This is a genomic window from Lacinutrix gracilariae, assembly GCF_042684485.1.
Classification (GTDB): Bacteria; Bacteroidota; Bacteroidia; order Flavobacteriales; family Flavobacteriaceae; genus Oceanihabitans; species Oceanihabitans gracilariae.
This window is the reverse complement of the sequence record NZ_JBHULM010000011.1, coordinates 1,608,571-1,621,284: the sequence shown is the minus strand read 5'-3', so window position 1 is coordinate 1,621,284 and position 12,714 is coordinate 1,608,571. Positions and strand designations below refer to the sequence as shown.

The window sequence follows — 12,714 nt, the reverse complement described above, 5'->3', positions numbered from 1 at the left end:
TAAAAACGCTTTTTAGTTTTCTTCAAAAGCTTGGTCTTCACCAAAATCTCCAGATCTAGAGTTTACTGCTGCATTGCTATCATCAACAACAAAAGCAACTACATGTATGTTTGATGCATCACTAACATTTGAAGGAACAGCTACATTAAAAGAAGCAGTGTAAACACTTTCTTTAGTAGTCTCTGCACTTGGTATTGCATCTCCTAATAAATCTGTTAAAGAAGCTCTTAAAACATGATTATGCTCAAAATCACTAATAACAGAAGTTCCTCCATAATAAGTAGTATAATTTGTTTGGTCATAAATTAGTCCGTTTTCTAAAACATAAACAACAAGTTTTAAATCTGTAGATGAAAAATCTTCTCCAAATTTTACATTCACATCAATTTCCATATCAGATCCATGAATAGCAGAACTTAAAGCTAAACCTAACGCTGCATCATCTCCTGTTAAATTTACAGCTTGTCCTGAATTAATTGGTTCTGGATAATTCCAAGTTGTAGTTCTATTCAACATTGCTGTTGGATAACCTTCTAAACCAACTAAATCCTCCAAAACACTTGCTGGATAGTTATAAGGATCCACATTACTTCCAGAAGCATTACCTCTATGTATTGCTACAACCACTGCTTGCTCTGTACTTGCTTCAACACGCTCTATACCATAAGCAACTCTTGGGCAATAGCCACACCAAGCACCTGTATAATCTTCAATTAAAACATTTTTATCAAATACAATTGGCGGAGTATCTACCGTAATTACAGTACTACTAGTAAGCGCCTCATAAGTAGCTACTGCATTAAAAGTACCTGCTACTGCAGATGAAAAAGTATTACCTGCTAAAGCAGTACCATCAACAACTATATCTGCCAAAGCAGTAAGGTCTGACCCATCATTACCTGTTACTGTAAAAGTTACAGTTTCACCAACATAAACACTTGCTACATTTGCACTTATAGAAATACTAGTCAAGGTAACAACATCTACACCTCCATCATCATCTGCACCAGAAGATCCAGAATCATCACTGCTGCTGCTACAGCTAAAAGTAAAGGCTAATAAGCTTAAAAAAAATGTACGTAAAAATAATTTTGTTTTCATAAAGAAGGTTTAGGTTATTAAAAAATTTTCGATAAATATAGCACATTTTTATAATTTTGGTATTAATATTGCGCTTTTATTACCTTAAATCTTATTTTACTTTACAATTAAAAATTTATTATGAAAAACACTACTATTCTTCTAACATTACTACTATTTTCTTCTACCTTATTTTCTCAAACCATACCTAATATTGATTTAAAATCTCTAGATGGAACCGTTGTTAACGTAAGCGAAATTGCAAACTCAGATACAGTTAAAGTATTTAGCTTTTGGGCTACTTGGTGCGTACCTTGTGTTAACGAGCTAGATACTATAAGCGAAGTGTATGACGAATGGCAAGAAGAAACACAAGTAGAAATTATTGCTGTTTCTACTGATGATTCAAGAACTCAAAAAAGAGTAAAACCAATGATTAATGGAAAAGGATGGGAATACACTATTCTACTAGACAAAAATCAAGAATTTAAACGCGCTCTAAACATATCTACTTTACCACATATTGTAGTTGTAAAAAATGGCGAAATAGTTTACAGACATAGTGGTTATTCTCCTGGAGCTGAAGATGAATTATACGAAATTATTCAAGAACACTCTAAGTAAAACACAAACCTTCCTCACTAAAACACACAACAACAAACTAACTAAATGAAAAAAATAATACTAGTACTCGTTTTCTGTATTTCAGGAAAATTTATGTTCGCCCAATTAATTGACAATTTAACTATTGGTCTTGAAAGTAATGGAGCTTGGTATAATGACGACAAAAAAACAGGCTCTTTTTTTGATGGTGTAAATAATGATGGTGATGAACACATAAGATTTAATAACTATTTAAAATTAGATTACACTTTTTTAAAAAACTTCACTGCTTCTGTTCAAGTAGAATCTTATGAGCCTTTTGCATTACTAAATTATTCTCCAAATTTTGAAGGTACTAATATTGGTACTTACTCATTAAACTACAAAAACTCTAAATTTGACGTATCTGTAGGACATTATTATGCACAATTTGGAAGTGGATTAATATTAAGAAACTGGGAAGACAGACAATTAGGTATAAACAATGCACTATTTGGAGGTAAGGTTAATTACAACCCTACAGACTTTCTTTCTCTTACTGCTTTATATGGTAAACAACGTGTTGGCTTTGACCTTTCTGAAGGAGAACTTTTTGGATTCAATACTGTATTTGATGTTTCTAATGCTTTAAAATTTGAAAAAACAAACCTTAGCCTTGACGTAAGCTATGTTGGTAGAAAAGAAGCCACAGATATCATTGACCCAGAATTTAACGAACTTACTAATGCCTTTTCTGGAAGTTTAGATTTTAGTCATAACAATTTTTACTCTAGTGTAGAATACGTAACTAAAGGAGAAGATTTAATTGTACAAAACATCAACAACACCAACATTTTTCCTGATGATTTTGTTAAAAACGGAAACGCTCTTTTATTTAATGCTGGTTATTCAAAATCAGGTTTTGGTCTTGACGCTACTTTTAGACGACTTGAAAACATGAGTTTTTACTCAGATAGAGAAACAGCCGGAAATATATATTTTGAAAACATTGTAAACTTTATACCTGCTTTAACCAAACAGCATGACTACCTATTAACCAATATTTTTGTGTACCAACCTCAAGGCGTTGTAAATTACACTTATGATGCTGGAATATTTAAAGTTGGAGAAATTGGCGGACAAATAGATATGTATTATAAAATAAAGAAAAACACACCATTAGGAGGTAAATATGGTACTAAAATAGCTGTTAATGCATCCTATTGGGCTGGACTTAAAGGAGATATTAATACCGATTTTGAAAACCTAGATTACGATATGGACTTTTTAGGTTTTGGTAGTAAATATTTTTCTGATATAAGTTTAGAAGTACGTAAAAAATGGAACAAAAAATTAAGCTCTATTTTTTATTATGTAAACCAATATGCCAACCAAAAAGAAATGCTAAGTATTTTTTCTGCTGAAACTATTAAAACAAATATTCTTGTTGCAGAATCTACTTATAAACTTGGTAAAGGAAAATCTTTTAGGGTAGAAGCTCAAAAACTATGGTCTAATTCTGATGACCACGATTGGATTGGTGGAACTATTGAGTACAATTTCAACTCTAAATTTTCAATCTATATCAATGACATCTACAATAAAGGAACAGATAAAGACACCGAAAAAACAGACTATTATAATTTTGGAGGTAGCTTTACCAAAGGAGCTACACGCATAGGACTTAATTATGGTCGTCAACGTGCTGGACTTGTTTGTGTTGGTGGTGTTTGTCGTTTTGTTCCTGAAGCAACAGGATTAACCATGAACTTAACTACATCTTTCTAAAAAAAACATACTAAATTCTTAAAAAAACCTTTAAAATTTTATCATTTTAAAGGTTTTTTTATACACTTTATCCGAATTTTACTACAAAACTAGAAAAACAACAAGAGAAGTTTATATATTTAAATCAACTAATCCATCCTTAAATATATATTATGAAAAAATTCTATTTCCTAGTATTTACCCTCTTAAGTATCTCATTATGTGCACAACAAAAAAAAGCTTTTCAAAAGTTTGACACTTCAGACATGGAAACTTCGGTTTTAACACAAAACCAATTAGCAGAGGATATTACAAACTACAATCAAAAAAAAATAAACCACTTTCAATTTTATCAAGCCTATAAAACCATTGCGCAAGGAGATTTACAAGAACGCCTTCTACCACTACAAAGCCTAAAAGAACAAACCAAACAAAGTTATTTTACTAAAGCAATTCCTTTAGCAATTCTACATAGTGAATTTGAATCTATAACAGATACTGCAATGCAAAACAATACAGTAACTGTTGATGCACAAGGCTACGTATTAAGAACAGATACCGAAACACCTATTTTTGAAAAAAAGAGCATAACCATTGCTGCTCCTCTTCGAAAAAAAACAAAAGGACTACAAACCACTTTTCGTTTAAACAGCTCTAATATTTTTAATACTACCAATAACAGCATTACTAAAATCACAGTAGATTTTAACGATGGAGAAGGTTTTAGAACCATACCTCTTGATCAAAACATTACCGTTTTATATGAAGAAGAAGGAAAAAAAACAATACGCTTTAATTTAACATTAGATTCAGGCGAGTTAGTTTCTAGAACCTCTACTATTGAAATTAAATACGCTAACCAAGATTTAAGTAATTTATACAACAGAGAAGTTGCAACCTTTACATCAAGCATTACTCCTAACCTATCTGCTTATGGTGAAAGCACTTCATATCCTGGTGTTGGAGAATACGAAATATTTTTAAGCAACGACAACATACTTGACAAACCTATTTTTTTAGTAGACGGATTTGATCCTGGAGATGGCAGAGATATTACTGGATTGCAAGAACTATTAGATTTTGATGATAATGGCACAACCTCAAACCTAGAAACTTTAGTAAAAGAAGAAGGTTTTGATGTTGTGTACTTAAATTTCCCTGTATATACAAGAGCAGCAGACAATCAAGTTATTGATGGAGGTTCAGATTTTATAGAACGAAACGCTATGCTATTGGTAGAATTAATAAACCTTATAAACATGCAAAAAGTAGGTACAGCTCAAAACGTAGTGATTGGGCCAAGTATGGGAGGTTTAATTTCAAGATACGCATTAAACTATATGGAAAATGCGAATATGAATCATGAAACTAGATTATGGATTTCTTTTGATGCACCTCATCATGGAGCAAACGTTCCTATTGGTTTTCAACACCAATTTAACTTTCTTGCCTTTGGTTTAGACGATTTTTGGGTACTAGGAGATCAAAACGTAGAAGAACTACAACCCATTATTGATGGTATGCTAACCTCTCCTGCTGCTAGACAAATGTTAACCGATCAATTTGAACCACATATTACTAATAGTGATGGTGTAACTTTTAATAATAGTTTAGCAACACCAAGAGCACATGCTTTTAAAAACATTTTTTACACCAATTTAAACAATCTTACTACCTCTGGTTATCCTGAGTTAACCAGAAATGTATCTATTATAAACGGAAGCGGAAACAATAGTCGTTACCCAGACAATACCAATAACAGCAATGATTTGCTTCCTGGTAGCAAAATTCTAGATGCAGATATTGATGTAATGACTGGAGCAGAATTAAAGGTAGACACGCGCTTTACACCTTACGCAGGAACACAAGTACAAACCAGTAAAGTACATTTAGATTTTTCATGGTGGTTTCCTTTAGCTAATGATAGAGAAAATAATGCAAACTCTACCGCTTTTACCTACTCTAACGGAATTGATGCTGCTTCTGGAGGCTTGTTTGATATATTAAAGTTAACCGAAGAATTAGCTACAGATGGTTTAGTTGGTGATTTTTTAGGTTCATTAAACACAGACCACTTTAATTTTATACCAAGCGTAAGCGCTATGGCTTTTGAAATTACTAATAATGAAATAAATTGGTTTCATACACCTTCAGGAATTACTACTAGCAGAGCTACCACAAGCACAACTCCTTTTGATGCTTGGTACATGCCAACAGTAAACGAGCCACATGTTACTTTAACCCAAGGAAACGTAGCTTTTGCTTTATATGAAATATTTCAAGAAACACTTTCTACAGATGCTAAAATGCAAAACAGTATCAAACTAGAGCAAAACCCAATTAATAACGGTTTAAACATTTTAAGTACAGAAACCTATGAAAATGCAAAAATTACAATTATAGATGTAACAGGAAAAATGGTTTACAATACGCAAATCACGTTAAACGAAAGAACAAACATACCTTTACATATTGCTTCTGGCTTATATATATTAAATATTGAAACTACAGAAAACCAAAACTTAAAAACCAAGTTTGTGGTAAAGTAATATAATATACTACCTACAAAAAAAAGCGCTTCTAAACTAGAAGCGCTTTTTTTATGAAACAGAATATTGTTTTAATTAACCTTTAAATTTTAGTGGTAAATGCACCACTTTTTTAGTTTCAAAAAAATCTTCAGAATAAAAATCTGAAATATTATATATAGTTGCCTTTGGGTAGTCTTGAAGCTCTTCGGCTAAATCACCTCCTTTTAAATAAATAATACCATTTTTAAGTGTGTGGTTTTGTTTTTTAGCAACTCTACCTTTTACCCAATGCACAAAAGTTGGCATTGCAGCAACAGCTCTGCTTACAATAAAATCATAAGTATCTTTAATTTCTTCTACTCTACAATGTGTTGTTTTTACGTTTTCTAAACCTAAACCATCTACAACCTCTCTAACTACATTTAGTTTTTTATTGATGCTATCTACCAAATGAAAAGAACATTCTGGAAACAAAATTGCTAAAGGTATTCCAGGAAAACCTCCTCCTGTACCAACATCCATTATTTTAGTGTTAGGTTTAAATTCTATCACCTTAGCAATGGCTAAAGAATGAAGAACATGACGTAAATACAGTTCATCAATATCTTTTCTTGAAACCACATTAATTTTTAAATTCCAATCTTGGTACAAAGCCTCTAGCTTAGTAAACTTATCTATCTGATCTTCTGTTAGGTTTGGAAAATACTTAAGAAGTAACTGCATAATATTTTAATTTTGCACAAAAGTAGAGAAATTATTGTGCATTTTTATGAAAAATTTATTAAGATGCACATCAATATTAATTATCTTTGGAGCGATAATTGATACTTATATTTTTAAGCTTCAATACAGTAAAAAGTAACAAGATGACAAAACAAACAATATCCTTTTCAAGAACAGATTCTGCAAAATTTTTCAGGACACTAAACAAGCGTGTTAACAACTATTTTAAAGAAAATAACATTAAAAAAACAGGTAACACAAAACTATACATTAAGACCATTATAATGTTTACATTATTACTTGGTCCTTTAGTATTACTATTAACTATTGACATGCCAACTTGGCTACAAATTATATCTATGATGGTTATAGGTATAGGTATGGCAGGAGTAGGTATGAATGTAATGCATGATGCAAACCATGGTTCATTTTCTAGTAAAAAATGGGTAAATAAATTAATGGGAAGTAGCATACATATTCTAGCTGGTAACGATTACAACTGGAAAGTACAACACAATGTTTTACACCACACGTACACCAACATTCAAGGACATGATGAAGACATTGATGCTGGAAGAATTATTCGTTTTTCTAAACATTCAAAATGGTTAAAAATTCACCAATACCAAAAATATTATGCCTTTTTCTTATATGGTTTATTAACTGTAAACTGGGCAATTACCACAGATTTTAAACAAACCTATGTGTACTTAAAAAGAAAATTATCTTATGGTGATTTTCCTAAACCAGCTACACAATGGACCAAATTAATCATTGGTAAAATAATTTACTATTCTATTTGGGTAGTTTTACCTTTAGCATTAGGCTACACTTGGTGGCAAGTTTTAATTGGCTTTTTAATCATGCACTATACTGCAGGAATTATTCTTAGTGTTATTTTTCAATTAGCACACGTAATGCCAAATACAGAAATGCCTGTACCTGATGAAAATGGTAACATGAAAAACACTTGGGCTATTCACCAATTATTTACTACTTCTAATTTCTCTCCAAAAAGTTGGTTAGTAGAATTCTATACTGGAGGATTAAACAGACAAGTAGAGCATCATTTATTTTCTCATATTAGCCATGTTCACTACAAAAACATAGCAAAAATTGTTAAAGAAACCGCACATGAATTTAGCTTACCTTACAACGAGTACAACTCAATTTGGACAGCAATAGCAGAACATTATAAACAATTAAAGGTACTAGGTCAAAAACCTAGTATGGCATAATTAATAATAGTACCATAAATAACAATTTACAATGAGCCTACTTTCAGAAAGGATAATGAACATGTCTACATCTGCCACTTTAGCTATGGCAGCAAAAGCTAGAGAACTAAAAGCAGAAGGAAAAGACATTATTGGTTTAAGTCTTGGTGAACCAGATTTTAACACACCTGACTTTATTAAAGAAGCAGCTATACAAGCTATTAATGAAGACTATAACTCATATACTCCTGTTGATGGATATGTAGAGTTAAAACAAGCGGTTATTACCAAGTTTAAAAGAGACAACAACTTAACGTATACCTTACCACAAATTGTGGTTTCTACTGGAGCAAAACAGTGCTTGTATAATGTAGCAATGGTGATGCTTAACTCTGGAGACGAAGTTATTTTACCTTGTCCATATTGGGTAAGCTATAGTGATATAGTAAAAGTTTCTGAAGGTGTTCCTGTAGAAGTTGCAACCTCTATAGAAAACGATTTTAAAATGACAGCTGCGCAATTAGAAGCTGCTATTACACCAAAAACCAAAATGGTATGGTTTTCTTCACCTTGCAATCCTAGTGGATCTGTATATAGTAGAGAAGAACTAGAAGCGCTAGCTGAAGTTTTAAGAAAACACCCAAATATTTATGTAGTTTCTGATGAAATTTACGAACACATAAACTTTATTGGTGGTCATGTAAGTATGGCTGAAATAGATGGTATGTATGACAGAACCATCACTATTAATGGTGTTTCTAAAGCATTTGCTATGACTGGTTGGAGAATTGGTTATTTAGGTGCTCCAGAAGCTATTGCTCGTGCTTGTAATAAAATACAAGGTCAAGTAACAAGTGGTGCAAACTGTATAGCACAACGTGCTGTAATTACTGCTTTAAACGAATCTCCTAGCAAAGTACAATTCATGATAGATGAATTTAAAGTACGTAGAGATTTAGTTCTAGATTTATTAAATGACATCGATGGTTTTACCACTAACACACCAGAAGGAGCATTTTATGTATTTCCTAATATTTCTTCTTTCTTCGGAAAGACATTAAAAGGTAAAAAAATAAACAATGCTACAGATTTTTCTTTATACCTATTAGAAGAAGCTTTAGTTGCTACAGTAACTGGTGAAGCTTTTGGTAATCCTAACTGTATTAGAATTTCTTATGCTGCAAGTCAAGATCAAATTATAGAAGCTATAAAAAGAATTAAAGAAGCAGTTAGCTAATTAAGCACTTTTATAAAACACTTAAAAAGCCATGAATTATATATTCATGGCTTTTTTTTTATAAGCAATAACAACAAGGCTTCAACTAAGGCAAAGTTGTTTATATATACATGCCTATTAGTATTAGCAAAAGGCTTAAAACAAAGGCAAAAATAATATACTGCTTTATCCTTGTTTGTTTGCGTTCTTGTTGCAACCTAACTTCAATTTTCTTTAAATCTTCCTTAGTTGCAGTATTAGGAAACTTTAATCTCACCTTAGCATAGCTTCCATCCAACGATTTTCGTTTGCTTCGTCGCGAACGCATTTTTTCGTTATTCTTTAAGACAGTAATCATTGCTTGTACAGAACCACCAAACCCCATAATTTCTAGATATTATTCCGAAGACTTCGGAAGTGAAACATTACATTTTAGACCATAGAAGTGTATTACAAGAAAGGACTTTCTTGTTTTCTATATTTTATACTATAAAAGATTATTTTGAGGGTAACTCAAAAGATCATCAGTTAACAATCTTATAAAAGCGGCTTTATATATATGTAGTATTTTTTATACGTATGTTACACTTTTTCAATAAAAAAAGGGATTCTTCAGAAGAAAAGAAAGGAAATGAAATTTAAACTCTATCTATTACGCCAAAAGAATGGAGTAAACAATATAAGTACAGTAAACAATTCTAACCTACCAATAAGCATTAAAAAGCTACACCACCATTTTCCTAAATCAGGCAAAGCGCCATAATTATTTACAGGACCAAAATTACCAAGTGCAGGACCAACATTACCAAGACTTGAAGCAGCTAAACCTATAGAAGATTCAAAATTTATTCCCATCATAGAAAACACTAAAGCTCCTACAATAAATGACAACATATAAAGAATAAAAAAGGCAAGAATATTAAATACAATTTCTCCTGAAATTGCTTTTTTATTATATCGAACAGGAACAATTGCGTTTGGATGTAAAGTACGCTTAAATTCTAAAAAACCGTTTTTTATCAATACCAGATGGCGTACAACTTTTACACCTCCAGAAGTACTTCCTGCAGAACCACCAAGAAACATAATACCAAAAAAGAAAACCACTAAAAACGGAGTCCATAAGGTATAATCTGCCGTTACAAAACCTGTTGTTGTTATAACCGATAATACTTGAAATAATGCATGACGAAAAGCGCTTTCGCCTTCTCCCCAAACCATAGGATGCACAATAGTAGACTCTGTAAGATCTGCTCTAAAATAAATTATCAAAGCTACTATAGCTGTAAAAATAGCTATAAACTTAAAGTAAAGTTTAAACTCTTCATCATGTATTACTTTTTGCACTTTTCCTTTAAAAGCAAAGTAACTCAATACAAAGTTGGTTCCTGCTAAAAACATAAATACAATGATAATATATTGTATTATAGGCTCGTTATTCCAATAAGCAACACTTGCATTTTTAGTAGAAAAACCTCCAGTAGACAAGGTACATAACGAATGGTTAATGGCATCAAAAAACGACATTCCTGCCACTTGCAATAAAATAGTTTCAGCAATAGTATAACCAAAATAAATTAGCCATAAACGCTTTGCTGTATCTGTAATTCTAGGATGTAGTTTATCTGTACTTGGTCCTGGAGCTTCTGCTGCAAAAAGTTGCATTCCTCCAATTCCTAGCAAGGGTAAAATAGCTATTGCTAAAACAATAATACCCATACCACCAATCCAATGGGTTAAGCTTCGCCAAAACAACACTCCTTCTGGCACAGCTTCAATATCATCTAAAATGGATGCTCCTGTAGTAGTAAAACCAGACATGGTTTCAAAAAAAGCGTCTGTAAAATGCGGTATACTTTCTGTAAAAACATAAGGCAAAGTTCCAGAAAGCGACATGACAATCCAGCCAAAAGTTACCACAATGTAACCTTCACGTTTGTTCATTTCTTTGCTATGTTTTCTGGTAGCAACCATTGCTATAACACCAATAATAAGCGTTACAATACCAGAAAGAAATAACTTATAAGTAACACCATCTTGATAGATGTAACTTATTAATGAAGAAAGAAGCATAAAACCTCCATTAAACAATAGTAGTAATCCCAGAAAATGGAAAATAATTTTGTAGTTAAGCTTTATTGCTCTCATTTACAAGAATATTTTTTCAACGCGTTTAATAGATCTTGGTAAACAACATACAACAACATTATCACCTTTTTGAATTTTAAAGTCCCCTAATGCAATATAGCCTTTACCATCTCTAATAACACCTCCAATTATAGCAGACCTTGGAAAATCTGCATCTTTAATATACTTATTATTAATCTTTGAAGTTTGTTTAACCTTAAACTCTAACAACTCTGCATTCATGTTGTTTAGTTTAGTCATTGCAACCACTTCTCCTTTACGTATATATCTAAAAATATTATTTGCAGCAAGTAGCTTTTTATTAATAAGTGTATCAATACCTATAGACTGTGACAACTCAAAGTAATCCATATTTTCTACAAGAGCAATGGTCTTTTTTACACCTTTAGATTTTGCTACAAGACAAGACATGATATTGGTTTCAGAGTTTCCTGTTACAGAAATAAAGGCATCCATATCTGCTATACTTTCTTCGTCTAGCAAATCTACATTTCTACCATCCCCATTAATTACTAAAACTTTTTCTAATTCATCTGCAAGATCAAAAGCTATATCTTTATCTTTCTCGATAAGCTTAACATTAAAGTTTTTAGTACATAAATCTCTGGAAGTTTTATAACCAATTTTACTACCACCAAGTACCATGACATTTTTAATTTCGGCATTGCTTTTGCCTGTCATTTTACAAAGCTCTTCTCCTCCACCTTCACTGGTAATAAATACTACATTATCCCCTTCTTTAAATTCTGTATCTCCACGTGGTATAATGGTAAACTGTGTTCCAAAACGCTGAATTGCAATTGGCACAAAATGAATTTCATTAAACAACTCTGCAGCTTCTTTTACTGTTTTACCTACAAACGAAGCTGTTTTAGCTAAGGTTAAACCAACCATAGTTAAAGCGCCTTCTTCAAACTCATAACTATCATTAAATGCAGATTTATTAAGCAAAAGATTGATCTCTGCTGCTGCTAAAGATTCTGGTGAGATTAATTCATCTATACCTAACTCTGTAAACCCTACTTCGTCTTTGTTTTGTATAAACTCCGTATTAGAAATTCTAGCAATAGTACGTTTAGCACCAAGTTGCTTTGCCAATACGCAGGCTGTAATATTGGTTGTCTCAGAAGCGGTTACAGCAATTAGTAAATCTATTTGATTAACGTTTGCTTCTTTTAATATAGAAATAGAAGTGGCATCTCCCTTAATAACCTTTATGTCTAAATGATTATCTGCATAAGACAGACTCTCTTTATTGATATCGATTAAGGTTATTTCCTGCGACTCATAAGACAATAATTTTGCTAAATGAAATCCTACTTCACCAGCTCCAGCAATAATTATTTTCATCTGTTAATGTGCTTTATTTTAAAAGGGTAAGATGTTAAATGCATTCTTTAAATATACAAAACATTACATAACTTGTAATGTAGGTTTTATTAGTTTTTAA

At 31.9% G+C, this 12,714-nt stretch carries 9 protein-coding genes; 5 read left to right on the top strand and 4 right to left on the bottom strand.

The window, feature by feature from the left end:
• Nucleotides 1-12: 12 nt before the first annotated feature.
• A complete protein-coding gene (locus ACFSSB_RS14070; RefSeq protein ID WP_379905349.1) occupies nucleotides 13-1,101 on the bottom strand; it encodes an Omp28-related outer membrane protein in 1,089 nt (362 codons plus the stop codon).
• Between the two features lie 120 nt (nucleotides 1,102-1,221).
• Between ACFSSB_RS14070 and ACFSSB_RS14065 the strand changes: the two genes are divergently transcribed.
• The 3 genes from ACFSSB_RS14065 (at nucleotide 1,222) to ACFSSB_RS14055 (ending at nucleotide 5,978) form a co-directional block, all read left to right on the top strand.
• The gene (locus ACFSSB_RS14065) at nucleotides 1,222-1,704 is read left to right on the top strand and encodes a TlpA family protein disulfide reductase (RefSeq protein ID WP_379905346.1); all 483 of its coding nucleotides are present in this window, start codon (nucleotides 1,222-1,224) and stop codon (nucleotides 1,702-1,704) included.
• Between the two features lie 45 nt (nucleotides 1,705-1,749).
• A complete protein-coding gene (locus ACFSSB_RS14060; RefSeq protein WP_379905344.1) occupies nucleotides 1,750-3,450 on the top strand; it encodes a DUF6029 family protein in 1,701 nt (566 codons plus the stop codon).
• Nucleotides 3,451-3,602: 152 nt separating this feature from the next.
• Nucleotides 3,603-5,978, top strand: a complete 2,376-nt coding sequence (locus ACFSSB_RS14055; RefSeq protein WP_379905342.1) for a T9SS type A sorting domain-containing protein — start codon at nucleotides 3,603-3,605, stop codon at nucleotides 5,976-5,978.
• Between the two features lie 75 nt (nucleotides 5,979-6,053).
• Here ACFSSB_RS14055 and rsmG read toward each other — a convergent pair whose 3' ends face one another.
• Nucleotides 6,054-6,683, bottom strand: a complete 630-nt coding sequence (gene rsmG / locus ACFSSB_RS14050) for a 16S rRNA (guanine(527)-N(7))-methyltransferase RsmG (protein ID WP_379905340.1) — start codon at nucleotides 6,681-6,683, stop codon at nucleotides 6,054-6,056.
• Nucleotides 6,684-6,826: 143 nt separating this feature from the next.
• Here rsmG and ACFSSB_RS14045 point away from each other — a divergent pair, with 143 nt between their 5' ends.
• Both ACFSSB_RS14045 and ACFSSB_RS14040 read left to right on the top strand, forming a co-directional pair.
• Entirely contained in the window at nucleotides 6,827-7,921 is a 1,095-nt protein-coding gene (locus ACFSSB_RS14045; protein WP_379905338.1) for a fatty acid desaturase family protein, read from the top strand.
• A gap of 31 nt (nucleotides 7,922-7,952) precedes the next feature.
• A complete protein-coding gene (locus ACFSSB_RS14040; RefSeq protein ID WP_379905336.1) occupies nucleotides 7,953-9,137 on the top strand; it encodes a pyridoxal phosphate-dependent aminotransferase in 1,185 nt (394 codons plus the stop codon).
• A gap of 624 nt (nucleotides 9,138-9,761) precedes the next feature.
• Here ACFSSB_RS14040 and ACFSSB_RS14035 read toward each other — a convergent pair.
• Together ACFSSB_RS14035 and trkA are read right to left on the bottom strand one after the other, a co-directional pair.
• Nucleotides 9,762-11,264 (bottom strand): TrkH family potassium uptake protein, encoded by a 1,503-nt coding sequence (locus ACFSSB_RS14035; protein ID WP_379905334.1) that lies wholly within the window; start codon nucleotides 11,262-11,264, stop codon nucleotides 9,762-9,764.
• Entirely contained in the window at nucleotides 11,265-12,614 is a 1,350-nt protein-coding gene (gene trkA / locus ACFSSB_RS14030; protein ID WP_379905332.1) for a Trk system potassium transporter TrkA, read from the bottom strand.
• Nucleotides 12,615-12,714: the final 100 nt, after the last annotated feature.